This is a genomic window from Phormidesmis priestleyi ULC007 (assembly GCF_001895925.1).
In the GTDB taxonomy this organism is placed as follows: Bacteria; Cyanobacteriota; Cyanobacteriia; order Leptolyngbyales; family Leptolyngbyaceae; genus Phormidesmis_A; species Phormidesmis_A priestleyi_A.
The window spans coordinates 211097-233137 of sequence record NZ_MPPI01000001.1 but is presented as its reverse complement, the minus strand read 5'-3'; the positions used below and the strand labels follow the sequence as shown (position 1 = coordinate 233137).

Genomic DNA, 22041 nt, shown 5'->3' with positions numbered 1-22041 from the left:
CTATTGTGTGTTGTGAGTAAAGGTCATTTGATTGTCCTGATTCAGTCCAGAGTGGTCGAAGTTGATAATAGCGAAACAGGTAGGGGTTGTAATGTCTGACACAATCATTCAAGTTGAGAACCTAAGTAAGAAATATATTCTGGGTCATCAGCAAGAAGGAAGCAGCAGCTATAAGTCATTGCGAGAAACGATCGCCAATGGCGTTGGGTCTTTGTTTAAAGGTCGCTCTAAAGACCGCGCTGCTCAAGAAGAGTTTTGGGCGCTGAAGGACGTTTCGTTTGAGATTAAACAGGGCGATCGGGTTGGCATTATCGGTCGCAATGGCGCAGGCAAATCAACCCTTCTAAAAGTTTTAAGCAGAATCACAGAACCAACCAATGGCTCCATTCGCATCAAAGGACGAGTCGCCAGTTTGTTAGAAGTGGGGACGGGCTTTCACCCAGAGTTAACTGGTCGGGAGAATATTTTTCTCAATGGCGCAATCCTGGGGATGAGTAAGGTAGAAATTACGCGAAAGTTTGATGAGATTGTAGCGTTTGCAGAGGTGGAGAAGTTTCTTGATACGCCTGTAAAACGCTACTCTTCGGGGATGTATGTGCGTCTCGCTTTTGCGGTTGCTGCTCACTTAGAACCAGAAGTTTTAATTGTGGATGAAGTGTTAGCAGTCGGCGATGCTCAATTTCAGCAAAAGTGTTTAGGCAAAATGCAGCAGGTTGGTCAAGAAGGAAGAACTGTGTTGTTCGTTAGTCATAATATTGGCGCGATTTCGAGTCTCTGCAATCAAGGAATCTATTTGCAACAAGGACAAGTCAAATGTGTTGGCTCAGTTGATGAAGTGGTACACGACTATATGATGGCGCTTTACAAGGGGCAATCTTATCCTGCCGGAGTGATTTACAAGAATGATAAAGTTGATCACTCTAAATTTCAGGTTACTGAAGTTGCTGTTTTAGACGAAAAAAATCATCTTATTCCTATTATTAAAACTTGGGATTACTTAAGGATAAGAGTTCGTTATTATGCACCTCGACCTGTGATTTCTGGGTCGGTTGTTTTGGAGATTTCAACGTTTGACGGAAACAAGCTGATTCAATATTCAACTCAGCCTCTTAGCGGCATAGAGTTATCAATCTCAGAGGGTGAATCTTTTATTGATTGCATTATCCCTCGTCTTCCATTGGCTGCTGGAAACTACAGGTTAAATGTTGGTTTAGCTGTTCCAATGCTGGAATGGCTTTGTTGGGAAGAAGATCTTGCCACGATAGAAGTAACGGAAGCAGACATTTATCGATCTAAATTTCCTCCAAATCAGGAAAGAACTCCAATTGTTGTAGAGCATTACTGGGAGACTAGCCACAATGAAATCAGTTGTCAAACTTATCCCTATACCCATTCGTGATCGCTATCGTTTGCAATGGCATGATTTTAAGCTTAAGCTGCTAATTGATTCTGAAAAATTCAAGCGACAGTTTTTTCGTCCGGCTTTCCCTAATGTTCAAGATGGGAGCATCAACCTACATTTAGGCTGTGGTTCTGTCGATCACCCAGATTTTATTAACGTAGATGGGTTGCCAGCCCCTCACATCCATTATGTTCGTGCAATTAATGATTTGTCTCCTTTCAAGACGGAGAGTGTTGATCTTATCTATGCTAGTCACTGCCTAGAGCATTTCTCACATCTTCATGTTCCGCAAGTTCTGGATGAATGGTTTAGAGTTTTGAAGAAGAAAGGAGTTCTTCGATTGTCTGTTCCTAACTTTGATTTGCTTCTCAAGATCTATCAAGAAAACAGTTGTGATATTGATACGATCCTTACGCCGTTGATGGGAGGTCAGGACTATCAGTATAATTTTCACATGATTGCTTTTAACAAGAAGAAGCTAGAAACCTTGTTAATCAATGCTGGATTTCGTGAAGTTCGAGAATGGCTACCAGGCTCATCCGAATTTACGACTTTTGATGACTACTCTATCGGCAAGGTTTACGTGAATCATACAGATTACTCTGTAAGCTTAAACATTGAAGCAGTTAAATAAGCTTTAGTTCTGCATAATCTAACATTAATTTAGTTTGAGGAAATTGTTTGGATATGAGAACTAAAGCTCATCACCTAAGTTTGGAAGATTTGCCCACTCCGCCTGCTGGTAAGACAGGGTTTCCTTGGACTGAACAAAGTCAGCCGTCACCAGATCGCTTACCTGACGGGTCTGAATATCCTCGAATTAGTATTGTGACTCCTTCCTACAACCAGGGAGCATTTCTTGAAGAAACCATTCGATCGGTGCTTTTGCAAAGCTACCCTAATCTCGAATACATCATTATGGATGGTGGGAGTACCGATAATTCTGTTGAGATTATCAAAAAATATGAGTCATTTCTAACCTATTGGGTTAGTAAACCTGACAATGGTCAGACGAATGCAATCAATGAAGGGTTTAGTTATATCAATGGTGAAATTTTCACCTGGCTAAACTCAGACGATGTTTACACCCCAGACGTATTAAGGAATATTGCAAAAGCTTTCTGGAAAGACAACTTTAATCTCTGCTATGGACAGTGTGAATTTGTTGATACTGAAGGCGGCTTTTTATTTTCCTGGCCCTATGTAGAAAATCTGACTTTATCCACGATTTTAGAGAAGAATTTAATTCCACAACCATCCTGTTTCTTAAATACGCAGTCGATCAGAGAAAGCGGCTTACTCGATGAACGCTTACAATATGCTTTCGATTATGAATATTGGGTGAGATTGTTACTCAGGGATGCAAAAGTTACTTCCATTCCGGTAGTTCTGTCTAAATACAGGCTCCACGATCTCTCTAAAACCCAATCATCTAGACATAAATTTGATGTTGAGATGGAGCGAATTCATCAAGAAGTTCTTGAGCAGAATGATACGAATAGAATTAGAAGAGCGATCGCGAAGTGCTACGCAAGATTTGCGAATGAACATTATTTTTGGCACCACGATCGAGCCAGATCAATGTTCTACTTTCACAAAATGCTGCAAACAGATCCCTTCGCCTGCGATCTATTAGGTTTGAAAGTTTACGTGAAAAATTTGCTTAACAGGAAGCACTATGCCAAAAGTTAGCATTATCACGCCTTGTTATAACTGCGATCGCTACATCGGCAAAACGATCGAAAGTGTGCGATCGCAAACGTTCGCCGACTGGGAACATATTGTTGTCGATGATGGAAGTCGAGATAATTCTGCTCAAGTCGTGCGATCGTACCTGAGTGGCGATCCACGTCTCCGCTTGATTCAACAATCTAATCAAGGAGTTGCAAGTGCGCGCCTTTCAGGAGTTAATGCTTCCTCAAAAGACAGTGACTATTTATTGTTTCTTGACGCTGATGACTGCCTCGATCCAGAAATGCTGTCTGTGTTAGCTGAGTATCTAAATCAACATCCAAAAGTGGGGCTTGCCTATTGCCACTATCACTACATCGATGACAGTGACGCGATTATTGAAACCCCCTATTTCCCCAGGTTTGCACCCTCTCGCTTTGGGGTACATGAGTTGACTGACGAAGAGCCTATCACGCCCTTTGTGAGTGTTTTTATGCCTGCTGTGATTTTGCCGTCTATTTCACTGATTCGACGAGCTATCTACGATCGCACCCCCGGATGGGATCAAGCCTTTGGTCAACCCTGCGAAGATACTGATCTATTTCTGCACATCGCTTTGCACAGCCAGGTTCATTTTGTGCCGCAAAAACTGGTTAGGTATCGACGGCATGACCATCAGTCAACCACAAACTCAGAAAGGTATGCTCAACAGCAACAAAAGCTTTATCAAAAATGGCGACATTTAGAAAGTTTAACCGCCGAACAAAAAGCACTCGTCAAAGCTGCATGGCGTTTTCGTCAGGGTCGGGTGACTCCACACAAGGGGTTAGAGGCTGGCACACGGCATCTCAAGCAGGGAGAAGTTAGACAGTCCCTCCGGTTCTATGGAGGTGCGCTTCGACGGTACGCTGGGTCTTTTTTACCGGAATTAATGAAGGAAGCCGATTCTTGACATGAAGATCTTACTCGTCGCTCAACACTATCACCCGGTCGTGGGCGGCATCGAAACTGAGGTGCGATTGATGGGGCAAGAACTGACGAGCAGTTGCCAAGTCGAAATTGCCGCCGTCAATTTTTCAACATCCAAATTACCAAGACGGCTGACGATTCTTCATCCACATCTATTGGCGAAGCCGCACCTGAGCCATAAAGATGGGCAAGTTCCGATACACGCCTTAAGTCCAACTCAGATGGATCGGCTACGTTTGTTGCCAATCGCCGTTCAAGTCATCCCTGGAGTCCGGCGGGTCGCTAATGATGCTGTCAGGGAATTTGGCTATCAACGCTATCGTCAAATCTTTGTGCCCAAACTGCGTCAAATCATGCAGAATGTTGACGTGGTGCATTCTGTAGCGATTGATTATTTAGGTTGGGCAGCTCAAGAAGCGGCTCACGGATTGGGAATTCCATTCATTTGCACACCTCATGTCCATCCTAAACAATGGGGCGATGATGGGCAGAATGTAGAATTTTATCAGCGTTGTAATGCTGTTGTTGCTCTAACAGAAGGAGATCGAGAGAACTTGATCGCTTTGGGTGTCTCTGCTCAACAAATTCAGGTAATTGGCATTTGCCCGATTCTGCCACCCATGGCTGATCCAGGTCAGTTTCGCGATCAACACGGGCTGCAAGATTTCCCCATTGTTTTGTTTGTGGGACGGATGTGTGAGTACAAAGGAACAAAAGCAATTTTGGAGGCAACCCAGCAGATTTGGCAGCATTGTCCTGAAACTCGCTTTGTCTTTATCGGTTCACACACACCAGAATCTGCAAAGTATTTTGATGACAGCGATCCCCGCATTTTATATCTAGGGACAATCAGTGAACAGGAAAAAGCAAATGCTTTTGCTGCCTGCACGGTGTTTTGTATGCCTTCAGTCAATGAAACCCTGGGAATAGTCTACTTAGAAGCTTGGAGCTATGGTAAACCTGTCATCGGCGGCAAAGCTCCAGGGCTACCAAGATTTATTGAGGGCAATGGCGGCGGGTTGACGGTCGATCAATTCCCCGAAAATGTTGCTTCGATCATTATCCATCTGTTGCAAGATCCCCAACTTCGCCATCAGCTAGGGCAATCTGGAAAGTTGTTGGTTGAACAAACTTATTCAATGCAAGCGATCGTCAATCAGCGTCAGCTACTGTATCAATCTTTGATAGAACACAGTACAGCAGTTCACTGCGATCGCGATCGTGAAGGCATAACAGAGTCGAAAAATAGGTAACCTCCCTGCGACGCTTGAGCGAGTCACTCAATCTCTACCAACATCACAAATGATGGAACCAAAAATTATCTGTGTTACACCCATCAAAAATGAAGCTTGGATTCTCGATCGCTTCATTCAATGTGCGAGTCTTTGGGCAGATCACATCATCATTGCTGACCAAAATTCTACAGATGGCTCTCAAGAGATTGCCCGACAGTATCCCAAAGTGACGCTGATCGAGAATCCATCTCCTGTTTACGATGAAGGCGCACGGCAGGCACTTTTGCTCAATGCCGCGCGACAGATTCCGGGCGATCGCTTAATCATTGCGCTAGATGCCGATGAAATGCTGACCGCAAATTGGTCAACCAGTCCTGAATGGCAACAGATTCTCCAAGCACCCAAGGGGACAGTACTGTATTTCCAATGGGTGAATGTCATGCCAGGATGTGCTTCAGGCTGGCTTTGCGAGACTAAATTGCCGTTTGGATTTGTTGATGATGGCAGCGATCATTCGGGGCAAGCCATTCATAGCAAACGAATTCCTCTGCCAGAAAAGGCTCCCTTGATCGCACTACAAGATATCCGAGTCCTCCATTACCAATACACCGATTGGGATCGAATGGAGAGCAAACAGCGATGGTATCAGTGCTGGGAGTGCATCAACAATCCGACCAAGCGACCCATTCAAATCTATCGACAATATCGTCATATGTATGGGGTTGCTCCCTCCGAGGTTCAACCGCTAAAACCAGAATGGCTGGCAGAATATGTTGAACAAGGCGTAGATATGACAACTATTCAACCTCGCGCTTTCTATTACTGGGATCGAGAGTTGTTGGATCTTTTCTCTAAGTATGGAATCGATCGATTTAGAAAGCTAGACGTTTGGCAGGCAGACTGGCAGGAAATGAGTCAGCAGATGGGGTATGAGTGGCAGCAAGGGGAGCCGTTAGCTGATCCCCGCAACTCGTTTGAAAAATCAGTTCATGCTTGGCTAAAGCAGACTCAAAAAGACTCAAAGCGCTGGACAATTCGACTTGTTCAGAATCTCCTGAGAATTTTTGGATGGTAAGCAGAAACCCATGTAAAAGAATGGTAAAACTCCCGATCTGTAAGTATACGTCTGAAAGTAGAGGTTAGAGCATAGAGATGAGCATGAAAAAACTATTGGTTACAGGCTCTTCGGGCTTGATTGGGTCTGAAGTTTGCACTTATTTTGCTAAAGAGGGTTGGGAAATCTGCGGCGTTGATAACAACATGCGGGCAGATTTTTTTGGCTCTGGTGGCGATACTCGCTGGAATCAACAACGGCTCGAAGCAGATTTGCCTAACTTTAGGCATTATGAGCTAGACATTCGCGATCGGCCGCAGGTGCTAGAGCTAATTGAGACGCTCAAGCCCGACGCGATCGTCCACTGCGCTGCTCAACCTTCCCACGACCTAGCGGCTAAAATTCCCTTCAAAGATTTTGATACCAACGCGGTTGGCACGTTAAATCTATTGGAAGCGACCCGATGCTATGCACCAAAGGCAGTCTTTGTTCACATGTCTACGAACAAAGTCTATGGCGACTCACCCAACGAACTACCCCTGACCGAGCAAGACACTCGCTGGGACTATGCCCAGGCAACACACTACGGCGGGATCACAGAACAATGCCGAATTGACCAATCCAAGCATTCTATTTTTGGCGCATCAAAAGTTGCCGCCGATGTCATGGTGCAAGAATATGGACGCTACTTCGACATGAAAACCTGTTGCCTGAGAGGCGGGTGTCTAACGGGGCCTAACCACTCTGGTGTAGAACTACACGGCTTTCTCAGCTATTTGGTCAAGTGCAATCTAGAAGGCAAGCACTACACCGTGTTTGGTTACAAAGGCAAACAAGTGCGCGATAACATTCACTCTTGGGATGTAGCCCGATTCATCCATGCCTTTATCCAAAATCCTCGACAAGGTGAGGTCTACAACTTGGGAGGCGGGCGCAACAATAGCTGCTCGATTCTAGAAGCTTTTTCCCTAGTTGAGAAAATCACGGGTCAGAAAATGGTCTATGACTATGTAGACCAAAACCGCGAAGGCGATCACATCTGTTATATCAGCGACCTGAGCAAAATTAAGTCCCATTACCCCGATTGGGATATCACGAAGAGTTTGCAAAGCATTTTTGAGGAAATCTGTCAAAGCTGGACTCAACGCCAGATTGTGAGTGTGAGGTAATTTGTAATGCTGGTTTTTGTTCAACCTTATGGACTCAACTCTCCGGGCGGCGGTCCTCGGATCTTTCGCTCTCTGCTGCAAGATTCACCCGTGCCATTTTTAAGTGTTTGCACGTCACCTCAAAGTCCACCACCTACTACGATCGCGCAAGAAATCCACTTACCCATTCGTCCTAGTTTGGGTCGAATTGAGCAAACTCGTTTAGGTCGATATTCTTATCTAATCGAGTCGCTGTTCGTCAAACAGTTTGAACAACAATTAAGCGATCTTTGTATGCAGCACCACGCAACGGGCATTCATGCGATCGCTCACTCGGTTGATTTTTGGTATGCCTACCGAGTTGCTCAACGATTGGGTCTGCCTTACTATCTAACGGTGCATGACGATCTTGCTTACGCGCTGCAAAATCGGTTAGAACAAAAATTTGGCATGGCGCATATTGGCGAAGCTTGGGCAAATGCAGCCGAGCGATTTGTGATCTCAAAAGAAATGGGGGAGGAGTATTGTCGGCGATATGGGCAGAGGTCATGGACGATCGTCACCGATGGACTCACCGACATTCCGGCGGTGGCGCTGACCCGTCCGCCTCAGCATTTAAGAGTTTACTTTATGGGAGCGATTCATCTCACCTATGAAGCAAACTTCTGTGCCTTGCTAGAAGCCCTTAATCGATTTCAGCAATCCCATTCAGATTGGTCTGTCTCGCTGACAATTCGAGGCGGAGTTCTGTTTAAACTCAACAGCCCAACCATTGCAATTAAGCTTTTGCCTTGGGGATCTCAAACAGAAGTCGCTAACGACTTAGACCAAGTAGATGCCTTGTATATGCCTTTGCCGTTTGGCAGTGAGACCGAAGCTTTCGTGAAGTATAGTCTCTCAACCAAAATGGTGACCTATTTAGGGAGTGGACTACCAATCTTGTATCACGGCCCTGCGATCGCGGCGGCAGGTCAACTTCTAAAAACACACAATGCTGCAATTCTAGCTCATTCCCTCGATCCTACAATCATCGAGCAAAGCATTGAAGCGGCCCAACCTCAGATCACGCAGATCGTTGAGAATGCACTGCAATTAGTGCGTTCTCAGTTCAGCTTAGAGGAGGTGCGATCGCGTTTTTGGAAACCCTTGCAGGCAGAAAAGGTGGCTATATGCTCCTGATCAAATCAGTTGGGTTAAGCGTTCTGCTATACGTTTTCAATTCCTTTGTTTCCCATTTTCCTAGCCATTTGCTTCGACGCTGGTTTCTGCGTCACTTCATGAAAATGAGTTTGGGGAAAAGTAGCTCAATTCACATGCGGCTGAGACTTTACACACGAGGTCAAATTAGCATCGGCGACAATTGTGTAATTGACCGCGATTGTCAACTCGACGGCAGGGGCGGGATCACGATCGGCAACAACGTCAACTTGGCACCTGAAGTCATGATTTTAACTGCCTATCATGATCCGGATAGCGAGTGTTTTGCTGGTATTGATAAACCAGTAGTGGTTGAAAATTATGCATGGATTGCGACACGAGCGCTGATTTTACCAGGAGTGACGATCGGACACCATGCGATCGTTGCTGCTGGTTCGGTCGTGACGAAAGATGTTTTACCTCACACGATCGTGGGTGGCAACCCAGCCCGACTGATTCGAGAGCGTAAAGGAAATCAGCAGTATCAACTAAACCATAGTCGCCTATTTCACTAGCTCGTTTGTGAGATCAAGAAATAGTTTTGTAACCTACCCCAATTCTAAAGATGGATTATGGACAAGATGAAACGACGTTTTAGCAAAAATCCCCTTACCCCTGAACTTTGTGAGCTTGTGAAACCCCTAATTCAGGTGTTGCCCGCAGGTCGAGGCACCGTGTTGCGTTGGCTAGGAGGAGTAAACTCTGACGCATCTTTATGGCAAGACAAAAAGCAGTATCGAACTTTTTATGATCGAGCCATTGATGCATACATTTGTGCAGACGTGGCAGATTTTAGCGGGCGACTTCACTACTTTACAGGGCGACATCAGGATCGACAAAACCAGTACGTAATTAAAAAGTATCTGAGGCAAGGAGATACTTTCGTAGATATTGGTTCAAATGTTGGGGTTCACACGATTTTGGCTGCTCAGATTGTTGGAGCAAGTGGGCAGGTTTATGCGTTTGAACCGCAGAAAAAGTTAGTTGAAATCATTCAAGCACAGCTAGTGATCAATAAACTAAAAAACGTCCATCTCTACTGGATGGGGCTAGGCGACGAACGCTCTGAACTCGTGCTCAGTAATCCTCTAGATTTCAATACAGGCACAGCAACCTTCAGACCGATTGTAGAATCTGAGCAGCACATCGATCGAGTTCAAGTTGAGCGTGGTGAAGACATTCTACCAGACTTGTCTGAGTCTAGAGTGCTCATAAAAATAGATGTTGAGGGTTTTGAGTTTAGGGTACTCAAAGGCTTGGAAAAACTTCTCAGCAGTCAGAAGATAGCTCTATTGGTAGAAGTTACCGATACCTGGTTACGAGAATTGGGATCATCAGCTTCCGAAGTCCATTGTTTATTAAAAAGCTATGGCTTTCGACCCTACTTAATTGAAAAAGCTGGATTTGGTTCTTATCGATTTGAAGAATCTACATCTGCTCTTAATCATCAGCATGACGTTTTATTTGTCAAACCAGAGTTCTTAAGCTCTATCTCATCATGAAGAATGTAACCTGTACAATTTCAATCGGTTTCTGGGAGCAAGAGTTGAGGTAGTTTTTATGAGTTCATTCAGCCCGCTTGTTTCTATCTGCATCCCAACTTATCAACGCCCTGACTTGCTGCATCAAGCAATCACGTCCTGCTTTGCTCAAACCTATTCAGAAATTGAAATAATTGTCTGCGATGATTCTAAGGATGATGCCTCTAAGCAGATGGTTCAGGGTTTAAACAAGTCAGAAAAAATCCGGTATTACCAAAATCGACCCGCTCTCGGACAAGCAGGAAACGTCAATCGATTATTTGATTTAGCACAAGGCGATCGCCTGGTTTTGCTGCATGACGATGATCTCCTGCTCCCCAATGCAGTTCAATCGATGTCAGACTGCTGGATCGATCATCCTAATTTGGTCGCCTGTTTCGGCAAACAGTCTGTCATCAACATGGCAGGTGAAGTGCTGCAAATGCCGTCTCAAAATCTGAATGACGGGTATTATCGCACTGATCAATATGCAGGATTGCAACCTTCTGCACTTTGGTCAGCGTTGGTTGCTCAATTTCCTAATGATGGCTACATGATTCTTACTGAGGTGGCAAAAACAATTCGCTATCGCGATACGGCGGATGTTGAAGATGTGTGTGACTACGATTTCAGCTTAAGAATCGCTGCTGCCCATACACCGTTTTTCTTCCTCAACCAATACACTGCAATGTACCGATTGACAGAAAGGGCTGTCTCTACGGGTAACAACCATAGTAATTTGGTTTATCAATTAATTGAGGCGCTCGATCTGCCCGAAAATCTTGAAGGAGTGCGTCAAGAGCTTCTTGAGCGTTATGCAAGTTCAGCAATTAACCGATGGTTGACGATTTCTGATAAAGCATCGGCCTACCGTGTTTACACCTCAAGTTCCTATCCCTGGTCGAAGCGTCTTTCGCTACGAGGGTTGACTCAGGCAATTTTGCTGGCTTGCCCCAACTTATTAAATCGCCTGTTGATCGACCAATTGAAAGGCAAGCAGTTGACTCCTTTTAAAGCTTAGTGGGGACGTGATGACCATCATTTCGATTGTGCCTCGCCTGCCACCCGCGATCGATGGTATTGGCGATTACGCATTTTGTTTAGCGAGACGAATAGAGCAAGACTTTGGAATTAAAACGCACTTTATTGTTGGAGATTGTGACTGGAGAGACATAGAGCCACTGGCTAATTTTTCAGTTGAGACGTTGAGCGATCGTTCTGCCAAGACGCTTCAAACTGCCTTGCTCAATCATCCACCAACCACCCCAGTCTTCCTGCATTACGTCAACTATGGCTACGCAAAACGTGGGTGTCCATGGTGGCTGATTGATGGGCTAGAGAACTGGAAGCAACAGGCTCCTGATATGCTGTTAATCACGATGTTTCATGAACTGATTGCCACTGAGCCGCCTTGGAGGTCAGGGTTTTGGCTGGCCCCAATTCATCAACAGTTGGCAAGTCGCGTCGCATGTTTGAGCGATCGCTGCATCACCAGTGCAGAACAATATGCAAGAACCTTGCAAACACTCAGCCAACAAAAACACGTTGACATCCCCTGTCTTCCAGTGTTTTCTGGCATTGCTGAACCTCAATCTGTTCTGCCTCTCTCAGCCCGTAAGAAGCAGCTTGTGATTTTTGGGCAAGCCGGAAACCGACGGCGCGTCTATCGTCATTCTCAATCGGTGCTGCATCAGATCTGCAATCGTTTGCAGATTGAGGAGATTTTGGATATCGGAATGCCAACTGGATTAGAGTTATCCACGATTGGTACCGTTCCTATCACGGCGTTAGGGAAACGACCCACCGAAGAAATCAGTGAGATTTTGTCAACCTCGATCGCAGGGTTTTTGCACTACTACAGTGGGCGTTTAGCCAAATCCACCATTTTTGCTGCCTATTGCGCTCACGGTTTACTGCCTATCTGCCATCGTCCTCATCCTGACAGTGATGGATTGCAAGCAGGACAACAGTATTGGACTTTAGACGTGGGTGTCTCTAGCTCAAGTGCTTTACAAGCGGTTGCAGACAGTGCCTACGGCTGGTATCAAACTCACCAGCTATCCACTCAAGCAAAAACTTTTGCGGATTGTTTCGCAACCCGATCGTTAGACAACAGCAACATTTAATCAGGTTCGCATCCACGCATGAATCATAAAACCGCAACCCTCTACAAACGTCCCTCAGCTTTCGCCGCGATCGGCTTAGAGCCTGCGGCCGCTTGGGCTATAATCCTAGCGTTTGTCTTGTTTACAAGCGTGTGTGTTTTCGCGCATCTAGGGAGTGTTCTGCGATTCAGTTATCCGTTAGGAGCCTTGCTCGTTGCGTTTCTGCTGCATCAGAAATATCCAATCCTCTACCTCGGTTTTTCATGGTGGCTCTGGTTTCTGACTCCTTGTGTGAGTCGTATATCTGACTTCTACGCAGGTCAGTTTGATGAGACTCGTCTGGTTCTATTAGCGCCCTACTTAGCAGTTTTGGTGATCCTCCCGCCGCTGCTACAACAGCTTCCAAAACTGTGTCGAGGAGACACGGTTCCTTATATATTGATGCTTGTTGGAATTGCCTACAGTTTTGGCATTGGAGCCGTTAATGGCTCACTGTTTAGCGTGGCAAAAACTGGGTTAGATTGGCTAATTCCAGTTCTATTTAGTTTCTATTTAGTTTTACATTGGCAGAACTATCCTGAATATCGAAAAAACACTCAAAGGGTCTTCTTTTGGGGCGTTTTGGTGACAGGTGTTTATGGAATTATTCAATATACGAGTATGCCCGCTTGGGACACGTTCTGGCTATCAGCCGTCATTGAAAAAGGTGCTGGCTCTTTCGGCAGTATTGACAATGAGGAGGTTCGATTATTCAGCACGATGAACTCACCCGGCCCCTTCGCTGTCTGGATGATGGCAGGGCTACTGATGATGCTAAGTGGACAAGGCGCTCAAGGGGTTCTGCAAATTCCCGCTTCCATAGCAGGGTACTTGAGTTTTATGTTGACGTTAGTCCGTTCTGCCTGGGGTGGGTGGATGTTTGGCTTAGTGGCATTGGGCACCTCCCTTAGCCCCAAATTTCAGTTGCGGTTAATTCTGATCGTCTTTGTCCTTGCGCTTGCAGTGATTCCCTTAACGACTATGGAACCCTTCGCGGAGGCGATCAACAGTCGCATAGACACTTTGTCTGACCTAGACAACGATACGAGTGCTCAAGTCCGCAGGGCAACCTATGAGGGATTGTTGAGTCAGGCTTCATCTAGTTTAACTGGATATGGAACGGGTGTTATACCAACTTACGATAGCGCCATTTTGGATCTGCTGTTCACCTTTGGTTGGATTGGCATGGTTTTTTATGGTGGAGGGTTGCTCTTACTGCTCCTCCGGTTATTTAAGGGGAATAAAGGTCGATCGGATTCCTTTACAAGCACGATTCGCGCGATCGTCCTAGCTATGTGTCTACAGCTAGTGTTTGGAAATGTCTTAGTGAGGGAGTCTGGAATTATTTTCTGGGGCTTCGTTGGTTTGGGTGTGGCTTCCCAAAAATATTACGACCATCAAACAGAAGGGAGTTAACGATGAAAATTGCAATGACTCATGTCGATTTACCCAATGAAGCAAAAGGAGGTGTTGCGGCTCAGTCTCACTATCTAGCTAATGTTCTGGTAGATCAGGGACACGAGGTAACAATGTTCACCTTTAGTCCTGTTTATGACGAGTGTCGTTATCAGGTGCATCAATATGCGATCCCTACGGCTATAAGACGACTGCGCCTACAATCATTTTTTTTCGCGGCTTGTCTTGCTCAAACTGACTTTTCTGAATTTGATATTGTCCATACTCACGGCGATAACTATCTGCTTTTTAGTTGCCATCCTCACTTACGGACGTTTCACGGTTCTGCGATCGATGAGGCAAAACATGCAGTCCGGCTGCGTCGTCGCATCTATCAAACTGTCATTGCCGGGTTAGAACAGGTGGGTTCGTGGGTTGCAGATGCCAACATCGGGGTGTCAAGGGCAACCCAGAGGCGCATTCCTGCTGTTTCGATGATCATTCCCTGTGGAGTGGATCTCTCTCGATTTCGCCCAGGTGAAAAGGCAGATTATCCTTGTGTTCTATTTGTAGGCACTGTGGGAGGACGCAAACGAGGTGCGTTTTTGGCAGACATCTTTGTGAGAGAGGTGCGATCGCGCTTTCCCAATGCAGAACTTTGGACTGTGGCAGACCAGCCGATTCAAGGCGAGGGGGTTGTTAATTTTGGCAAGGTTCCGCTCGAAAAAATTTGTGAGCTTTATCAGCGAGCCTGGGTGTTTTGTATGCCAAGCACTTATGAGGGGTTTGGTGTTCCTTACATAGAGGCAATGGCATCTGGAACTGCGGTGGTTGCCAGCCCAAATCTTGGCGCGTGTGAAGTGTTAGACGACGGTCAGTATGGAGTGTTGGCAGCAGACTCTGCGCTAGGTGAGCAGATTAATGATTTATTAGCAAATGAAACACTCCGATCTTCCTATGTAGCTAAGGGACTTTTGCGGGCTGAAGCGTTTGATTGGCAAGAGATCACTAAGCAGTATGAGGACATCTATCTGACGGCGATCGCTAAGTCAATGCAAAGTAAGCGTATTTAGCAAACACAGAAGTTGTTGTTGGGTATTTTGAACTACTTTTACGGCGTTTGTCTCGATCCTGCTGCCTTCTACCCTTTCAATCAGGCTGTATCACTGCCGTCAAATTGCGTGCTAAGGTCTCAAATTCCATTATTGCAGTGTATCAAATATGCTAAACACACTCCAGATCGGTATGGATTGGTTCCCTGAGCAAACTGGAGGACTCAATCGGTTTTACTATGACTGTACCCGCCACCTGCCCGCCGCCGGAATCAAAATGCGTGGTTTAGTTACGGGTTCAGACCAGGTTTTTCGAGAGTCTCACGGACAGATTCAAGTGTTTGCTCCGCAGCAGGTTTCGTTGCTGAAGCGTTGGCAAGGTCTACGATCGGCGGTGCAACAGGTGCTCAAAGAAGAAGATTTGCCTTTGGTCGTGTCGCATTTTGCGCTCTACGGGTTTCCCATTCTAAATTTAATTGGCGATCGTCCTTTAGTTGTTCATTTTCACGGACCGTGGGCGTTAGAAAGCCAGGTTGAAGGCTATTCCACTGTCAATACCTGGTTAAAGAAAACGTTAGAGCAAAAGTATTACCAACGTGCGAGTAAGCTAATTGTGCTTTCTACAGCGTTTCGTGATCTGTTGCATCAGTCCTATCAGATCCCCTACGATCGCATTCACGTTGTGCCACCTGGGGTCGATCTCGATCGCTTTGCGTTTAGCGATTCTAAATCAGAGGCGCGACTAAAACTTGGCTGGGAGTGCGATCGTCCGATTCTCTTTGCCACACGGCGACTCAAAAAACGTATGGGGCTAGAAAATTTGGTGAGCGCAATGCAGACGGTGCGACAACACCACCCAGATGCTTTGTTGCTGATTGCTGGGAAGGGAGAATTAGCAGAAACGCTACATCAGCAAATTGAATCTCTCGATTTAACCAATCACGTTCGATTGTTGGGGTTTGTCCCTGACGAACAGCTTGCACTGGCTTACCGGGCGGCTGATTTTTCGGTGGTGCCGACGCTTTCACTCGAAGGGTTTGGCTTAATCATGATCGAGTCTTTGGCATCGGGAACGCCTGTCATCGGCACACCTGTTGGAGCGATTCCAGAAGTGTTGCGTCCATTGTCTGCTGACCTGATGTTTGAGGGTTCTTCTACTGAACACCTGGCGCAAGGGCTGCTAGAAATTTTATCGGGTCAGCGATCGCTGCCTGATGCTGAGGCTTGCAGAGCCTATGTCAGAGATCACTATGCCTGGTCTGTAGTGGCTCAACAGATTAAAGTAGTCTACAGCAGTGCGCTTTCCGATCGAGTCCCATCTCTCGCGATCGGCGCGTCTCCTGAGACTAAAATCGTTTATTAGATACTTTCAGTGACGCTCATGAAGATTCTATTTTTAGACCACAGTGGGGTTTTAGGAGGTGCGGAACTCTCTCTGCTCGATATTGCTCGTTATCATCGGGATCATTGTCTGGTGGGGCTGATGGCCGAGGGCCCGTTCAAAACTCTATTAGAGCAAGAGCGCGTTCCGGTACAGGTGCTAACCAATCAATCGATCGCCGTTCAGCGAGACAGCAGTCTTTGGCAAAGTTTCAGCAATTTGCGACAGCTATTTCCTTTGATCGTTAAGATCGCGCAACTGAGTCGAGACTATGACGTGATTTGCACCAACACGCAAAAATCAATGGTGATTGGCGCGATCGCGAATCTGATTAGCCGTCGCCCTCTAGTTCACTATTTACGAGACATTCTCTCAGCCGATCACTTCAGTCAGGCAAATTTGCGGATTGTGGTTACGATCGCCAATGTCTGTGCGACAAAAGTGATCACCAATTCTAAAGCAACTCAAGCTGCGTTTGTAGCCGCAGGGGGCAGGGCTGAATTAACCGAAGTGATTTACAACGGGTTTCTGCCAGAACGGTTTAAGACCTCACCCACCCAGACTACACAACTCCGACAACAGCTTGGCTTAGAAGGGCGGTTTGTCGTCGGTAATTTTAGCCGCTTGTCTCCCTGGAAGGGGCAACACGTTTTGCTAGAAGCTTTGACGCACTGTCCTAACAATGTGGTAGCTCTGTTGGTGGGCGATGCGCTGTTTGGTGAACAGGAATATGTGGATCGCCTCCATCAACAAGTTGCAGAGTTGGGGCTGCACGATCGCGTCAAGTTTCTCGGCTTTCGGGCAGATGTGTCTGAGCTAATGAGTGCTTGCGATTTGGTTGCTCACACGTCAACTTCACCCGAACCGTTTGGTCGGGTGATTGTGGAAGCGATGCTGTGTCAACGCCCGATCGTGGCAACCGCAGCCGGAGGAGTCTTGGAACTGATCGAATCGAATCTAACGGGGTGGTTAGTGCCAGCGAATGATGCGGTGAAATTAGCGCATGTGATTAACGAGTGTCAAATTCATCCAGAAGCGGCGGCGGCGATCGCTCAACGTGCATACCAGCATGCAAGTCAAGCTTTTCACCTGGATGGAACTTGTCAGAAATTTGCCCAACTTTTAGCAAGCTTGGTGATAGAGGATCTGTCTCCTTATGACAAATTGAGCAATGGAGCAAAAATTCTCTAATAAATCCGCGATTTGGCGGTTTCTTGCTTCTGTCTCTCTTAAAATTAAAGTTAAAGCGTTATTTCTTAAATCCTTTTCACTACCCAAAAAGCCTACGTTATGAAGATTTTATTCTTAGACCATAGTGGAGTATTGGGAGGCGCAGAACTGTTTCTACTCGATATTGCTCGACAGTACCGAGATTCTTGCTTAGTTGCGCTGATGGCAGAAGGTTCGTTCCAGGCCCGTCTAGAGCAAGAACAAATTCCGGTGCGGGTGTTGAGCAAACAAGCGATCAGGGTGAACCGAGGCAGTAACGCTTGGCAAAGTTTTACGAGCTTGAAGCAAATTGTGCCTTTAGTTTTGGAGGTGTTGAAGCTGAGTCGAGACTATGATGTGATTTGCACCAATACAGCAAAAGCGCTGGTTGTGGGAACGATCGCGAGTTTTCTCAGCCGCCGTCCGTTGGTGCATTGTTTGCACGATATTCTCACTGCGGAACATTTCAGCCTAATTAACTTCCGACTAGTTCCTATTTTGACCAATTGGTTTGCGGAGCGAGTGATTGCCAACTCAAAAGCAACACAAACGGCTTTTGTGGCGGCAGGCGGTAAGACAGAACTCACAGAAGTGATTTACAACGGTTTTTTGCCAGAGCGATTTCAACAGTCACCCGAAAATGCAACACAGTTACGGCAGCAGCTTCGACTGGAAGGGCGGTTTGTCGTCGGTAGTTTTAGCCGCTTGTCTCCCTGGAAGGGGCAACACGTTTTGCTAGAAGCTTTGACGCACTGTCCTAACAATGTGGTAGCTCTGTTGGTGGGCGATGCGCTGTTTGGTGAACAGGAATATGTGGATCGCCTCCATCAACAAGTTGCAGAGTTGGGGCTGCACGATCGCGTCAAGTTTCTCGGCTTTCGGGCAGATGTGTCTGAGCTAATGAGTGCTTGCGATTTGGTTGCTCACACGTCAACTTCACCCGAACCGTTTGGTCGGGTGATTGTGGAAGCGATGCTGTGTCAACGCCCGATCGTGGCAACTGCCGCCGGGGGTGTGGTGGAGTTGATTGAGCCGGGGGCGACTGGGTGGTTGGTGCCGGGCAATAATGCTGAAAAGTTGGCTGAGGTGATCAATGAGTGCTATGCCGATCCCGATCTGGCGGCGGCGATCGCTCAACGTGCATACCAGCATGCAAGTCAAGCTTTTCACCTGGATGGAACTTGTCAAAAAGTTGCCCAAGTTTTAGAGCGTGTGGTGGCTGATCAAGCGTTAACACCGATCCAAACTGGCACAGTTTTGTAAGCTATTGTGCTTACGTCAGTGAAATTGTGTGAACTAACAGTAAAGTCCTTTAGCAGGTGATGCCAAACCCGGTGAGATTGCCTAATATGTTAGGAGATGCGTGTCATAGACAAAAGTGACACAATCAGGGAAAGCAACTAGTTTACCTGGTGCTTACACCTAAGACGATAAAAGTTTTTAAGAAATCAGGGCTAACGTGCATTTCCAGGCTACCAGCATCGGAAGACTCTCGACTCAGGCTGGAGCAAACAATGGCAACATTAAACGCGATTGTTTTTTGCTCATCTTTTACTCAAAGATTTCCAGCCCTGTCTTGAGAGCGGTAGCCTACTAGGTTCTGTTCAGACTGCTTCCGAATGAACGCCCCTAAACGTTAGTAGGTTAAATCAATGAAATCAAAGACAATGTTTTTCGGGGCAGCCGCGACCGCGATCGCCCTATCTGCTGCCACAGTTTCGGCATCCCCCGCTCAAGCCCTTAGCATCACTCCTGGTAGCGTTCTCAGCATTAGTGGAAATGTTCAAGCTAATCCCAACAACACTGCCCCAACTCAGTTTGAATTCTCCTCTGTCGCAGGCAATCTGCTAAAGACTACGATCGGTGCTAGTAGCAATGGTAGCTTTGCTGGCTTGGGCGGAACCGAGCCTTCAATTCAAAACCTCACTTTAAGCGCGCTTGGAGGTAACCTCTTCAGTAGTGCTCCAGTGACTAACTTCATCACCAACATTGGAGGAGGCATCAGCTTCGATCTCACAAAGTTCATTTACAACAATAGTACTTCGAGTGCAACTTTTGAAGGATTCTTTAGAAGTGGTGCTGACTCCATTGCTGCGAAGGGTGGTCTGTTCACGTCTCAGCTAACTAACTTTAACCCTGCCACCTATTCTGCATCAATTGTTGCAATTCCAACGCCTGCACTGTTGCCAGGGTTGATTGGTTTAGGTATGGGTATGCTCCGCAAGCGCAAGAAAGAGATGGCAGCAGCGAACGCTGAAGCCTAGTCTTTTGTGCCATTGGCACCGAGTTGAAAACTCGTCTGCTAGTTAAGGATCGTGAGTCAAATAAAACTGCACATTGTTCGGGCTACGTTTTAGCCTTTCGCCCTCATCCCCTAACCCCTTCTCCCCTAGGAGAAGGGGAACCAGAATCTTACTCCCTCTCCTTGGGGAGAGGGTTGGGGTGAGGGCAAATCCGGGTCTTATTTAACCCGTGTTCCTTAAACACCACGATCGAGCCAGGAGTCAGACACTTCACAGACGCATTCATTGTTGCCTTTCTGAAGCGTCTGCTCCTCGATCGTTCATGGTCAGATGTTGAGTTTTGGCGTTTCTTCAAGTTTTCCATAAGTATCCGGTTTGTCTCTCAACGGGTTGAATTAAGCTCCTATCTAGTATTGAATGAGTTGTTGTAACTTCTATGACCACAGTTTCTTCTCAAAGTTTTGCCCCTGCTTATAGCTCTACAGGGTTGTGTCGCATTGTCGGGGTCGCCTGCATTGCCGGATTCATTTTCGATGTGTTAGCGCTAGTGATTCCGCCTGCATTTGGAAATATTGAGTGGCGGCTTTCTTTGTTTCAGCAGGTTGGTGATCGCAGCATTATTCTACTGTTTGGTTTAGCGCTGCTGATGTATGGCAGCTTAGAATCGCGACGTTTACGCAAGCGGTTAGCGATCGCCTGTCTGATTCTGGGCGTTTTGTTCAATCTTGCCTGTGTGCTGGTGATTCGCGACGGGCTGGCTTTTCAAGAGAGAGCAGTCAACACGATTAGCGCTCAAGCCTCAACGCTGCAAAATCAAATTCAAGCAGTCCAGCCTGGCTCAGTGCAGGGCAAAGTCAAAGTCACCCCAGAAGACATCCAAAAAGCCTCTCAAGCCTTGACACAACAAGCTTCCACACTCAAACAAAATGCCAAAACTGGAATTGTCAAAACCAGCCTTTCGAGCATTGGCAACTTAGTGATTGTCGGCATAGCACTCATTGGCTTGGGGCAATATGGCAATCGTCCATCTAAAGCTTAATCAATCAGAAGTCGCTGCCGGGGCAACCCAACCTTGGGGGAAGATCTTTGGACGATCGCCCCTCAACAATTGGTTGCAATTAGACGATCGCCATAGTGAACACCTATCAGGTTATGATCCAGCAAAAAATTCAACGAGGCGTTGTTCGGCTAGCCCAATTTAGTTCCTGCACGCCTCATCATCGCATCGTTACCTTTGGTCTGTTGATGGGGCTGTTTTATCTACCCGATTGGCTCAAGGTTGCAGTCGATACATGCCTACATGGGTCGTCAAACATCCTCTTTAATCTTGGCTTTCTCTATTTGGGACTCGACCATTTATGGAAACACCGCAAATCGGTGAACCGCATGGTGGTTTCTGATGAAGAGCGGCTGACGGGCTATCTCATTATTTTTGGGAGTGCCGCGCTCTTTCCGGTTTGCTTCTCATCGGTTTCGCTAAGAGCGCTCCTCTGGGCAGTGATTTTGATTGGCATTGCCTATAGCTCTTGGGGCATTCGTTTTTTCAAAATCTATGCTGTTCAAAGTATTCTCATTTTAGTTAGCCTTTACCCAGATTGGACTTACGCGCTCCGAGAGGTTTGGAAAATGATCACTCCCGCTCACTATCTCGAAAATTTGATGGCTTGGGCGGGTAGCTTGGCACTGCAAGCGATCGGACAACCTGCGATCGCAAAAGAATTCATCATTGAGTTGCCAGCCGGAGCCGTGCAGATTGGGTTTGTGTGCAATGGGTTTGAGATGGCGGTGACGATGGCGGGGGCAAGCTTGCTGATGGGGCTGTGGCTCAAGCAAAGTCGCCTGAACACGATCGCGATGGTCGTGGTTGGCGTGATGTTAGCCCTGATTTTCAACATTCCTCGAATTATGCTGTTGACGATCGCGTCGGTTTATTGGGGCAAAGATTCGTTTGATTTCTGGCACGGCACCTGGGGCGGACAGATCTTCTCGACGATTTTGTTCACGGTCTACTACTACTTAGTAATGTGGATTATGAATCAACAAACTGTAAAAGAGTAGATAGAGGGCACGACATATCGTGCCCCTACCCCACGCGCCCTTCCTGCACGGGCATGGCATTGTCCCTTATGCGGATCTGTCACCTAAAATTAATTAGTATCACTTAAAATTAATTAACCTGAGTTCGGGATAAGAAATCGCCAGAAGTCCTGATTTTCCGTGCCTTGCTGCTATGCTCCACATCAGGCTCTTGTCAATAAGCCTCACAATTGAGAATATTCTTAATAGTAGGACTTATTGAGAAAAGATTACTAGCTGGTTGTTTGGCTCAAGCTACTTGCAGTGGGGATTTCAGCCTTCGGCTTAACCCGAACTCAGGTTAATTAGTATCACCTAAAATTGCACTGCACGTCAGGCGATCGT

At 46.5% G+C, this 22041-nt stretch carries 19 protein-coding genes and 1 pseudogene; all 20 read left to right on the top strand.

What is annotated here, in order from left to right; genetic code table 11:
• The first annotated feature begins 91 nt into the window (after window positions 1-91).
• The 20 genes and pseudogenes from BRW63_RS27090 to crtC all read left to right on the top strand — a co-directional run bounded on the left by BRW63_RS27090 (window position 92) and on the right by crtC (window position 21678).
• Complete coding sequence (locus BRW63_RS27090; protein WP_083582599.1) at window positions 92-1399, top strand: ABC transporter ATP-binding protein; 1308 nt, start codon at window positions 92-94, stop codon at window positions 1397-1399.
• Window positions 1359-2036: a class I SAM-dependent methyltransferase gene (locus tag BRW63_RS01020; RefSeq protein WP_073069049.1), complete on the top strand. Its 678-nt coding sequence runs from the start codon at window positions 1359-1361 to the stop codon at window positions 2034-2036. Before BRW63_RS27090 ends, BRW63_RS01020 begins: the two co-directional genes overlap by 41 nt.
• A 53-nt stretch (window positions 2037-2089) precedes the next feature.
• A complete protein-coding gene (locus BRW63_RS01015; RefSeq protein WP_073069048.1) occupies window positions 2090-3094 on the top strand; it encodes a glycosyltransferase family 2 protein in 1005 nt (334 codons plus the stop codon).
• Window positions 3081-4025, top strand: a complete 945-nt coding sequence (locus BRW63_RS01010) for a glycosyltransferase family 2 protein (protein ID WP_073069047.1) — start codon at window positions 3081-3083, stop codon at window positions 4023-4025. Before BRW63_RS01015 ends, BRW63_RS01010 begins: the two co-directional genes overlap by 14 nt.
• Window position 4026: 1 nt before the next feature.
• Window positions 4027-5295: a glycosyltransferase family 4 protein gene (locus BRW63_RS01005; RefSeq protein WP_073069046.1), complete on the top strand. Its 1269-nt coding sequence runs from the start codon at window positions 4027-4029 to the stop codon at window positions 5293-5295.
• A 52-nt stretch (window positions 5296-5347) separates the two neighbouring features.
• The gene (locus BRW63_RS01000; protein WP_223257255.1) at window positions 5348-6352 is read left to right on the top strand and encodes a glycosyltransferase family 2 protein; all 1005 of its coding nucleotides are present in this window, start codon (window positions 5348-5350) and stop codon (window positions 6350-6352) included.
• An 83-nt stretch (window positions 6353-6435) separates the two neighbouring features.
• Complete coding sequence (locus tag BRW63_RS00995) at window positions 6436-7500, top strand: NAD-dependent epimerase/dehydratase family protein (protein WP_181314309.1); 1065 nt, start codon at window positions 6436-6438, stop codon at window positions 7498-7500.
• Window positions 7501-7506: 6 nt separating this feature from the next.
• Window positions 7507-8658, top strand: coding sequence for a glycosyltransferase family protein (locus BRW63_RS00990; RefSeq protein WP_073069043.1), 1152 nt, complete (start codon window positions 7507-7509; stop codon window positions 8656-8658).
• A pseudogene (locus tag BRW63_RS00985) lies at window positions 8649-9143 on the top strand (acyltransferase); the annotation flags it as partial. The gene BRW63_RS00990 and the pseudogene BRW63_RS00985, both read left to right, overlap by 10 nt.
• A 165-nt stretch (window positions 9144-9308) precedes the next feature.
• Window positions 9309-10178 (top strand): FkbM family methyltransferase, encoded by an 870-nt coding sequence (locus tag BRW63_RS00980; protein WP_223257253.1) that lies wholly within the window; start codon window positions 9309-9311, stop codon window positions 10176-10178.
• Between the two features lie 58 nt (window positions 10179-10236).
• Window positions 10237-11217, top strand: coding sequence for a glycosyltransferase family 2 protein (locus tag BRW63_RS00975; RefSeq protein ID WP_073069040.1), 981 nt, complete (start codon window positions 10237-10239; stop codon window positions 11215-11217).
• Window positions 11218-11227: 10 nt separating this feature from the next.
• On the top strand, window positions 11228-12322 hold the full coding sequence (locus BRW63_RS00970; RefSeq protein WP_073069039.1) for a hypothetical protein: 1095 nt from the start codon (window positions 11228-11230) through the stop codon (window positions 12320-12322).
• An 18-nt stretch (window positions 12323-12340) separates the two neighbouring features.
• Window positions 12341-13756, top strand: a complete 1416-nt coding sequence (locus BRW63_RS00965; protein ID WP_073069038.1) for a hypothetical protein — start codon at window positions 12341-12343, stop codon at window positions 13754-13756.
• A 2-nt stretch (window positions 13757-13758) separates the two neighbouring features.
• Complete coding sequence (locus BRW63_RS00960) at window positions 13759-14808, top strand: glycosyltransferase family 4 protein (protein WP_073069037.1); 1050 nt, start codon at window positions 13759-13761, stop codon at window positions 14806-14808.
• A 148-nt stretch (window positions 14809-14956) separates the two neighbouring features.
• Entirely contained in the window at window positions 14957-16150 is a 1194-nt protein-coding gene (locus BRW63_RS00955; protein ID WP_219898267.1) for a glycosyltransferase family 4 protein, read from the top strand.
• 18 nt (window positions 16151-16168) lie between these two features.
• Window positions 16169-17359 carry a glycosyltransferase gene (locus BRW63_RS00950; protein ID WP_073069035.1) on the top strand — a complete coding sequence of 397 codons (1191 nt, stop codon included), beginning with the start codon at window positions 16169-16171 and terminating at the stop codon, window positions 17357-17359.
• A 99-nt stretch (window positions 17360-17458) separates the two neighbouring features.
• Entirely contained in the window at window positions 17459-18640 is a 1182-nt protein-coding gene (locus tag BRW63_RS00945; protein ID WP_073069034.1) for a glycosyltransferase family 4 protein, read from the top strand.
• Window positions 18641-19029: 389 nt separating this feature from the next.
• Window positions 19030-19641: a PTPA-CTERM sorting domain-containing protein gene (locus BRW63_RS00940; protein WP_106253881.1), complete on the top strand. Its 612-nt coding sequence runs from the start codon at window positions 19030-19032 to the stop codon at window positions 19639-19641.
• Between the two features lie 415 nt (window positions 19642-20056).
• Window positions 20057-20659: an HpsJ-like protein, cyanoexosortase C-associated gene (hpsJ-C, locus tag BRW63_RS00935; RefSeq protein ID WP_073069032.1), complete on the top strand. Its 603-nt coding sequence runs from the start codon at window positions 20057-20059 to the stop codon at window positions 20657-20659.
• A 113-nt stretch (window positions 20660-20772) separates the two neighbouring features.
• A complete protein-coding gene (gene crtC / locus BRW63_RS00930; RefSeq protein WP_073069281.1) occupies window positions 20773-21678 on the top strand; it encodes a cyanoexosortase C in 906 nt (301 codons plus the stop codon).
• Window positions 21679-22041 lie beyond the last annotated feature (363 nt).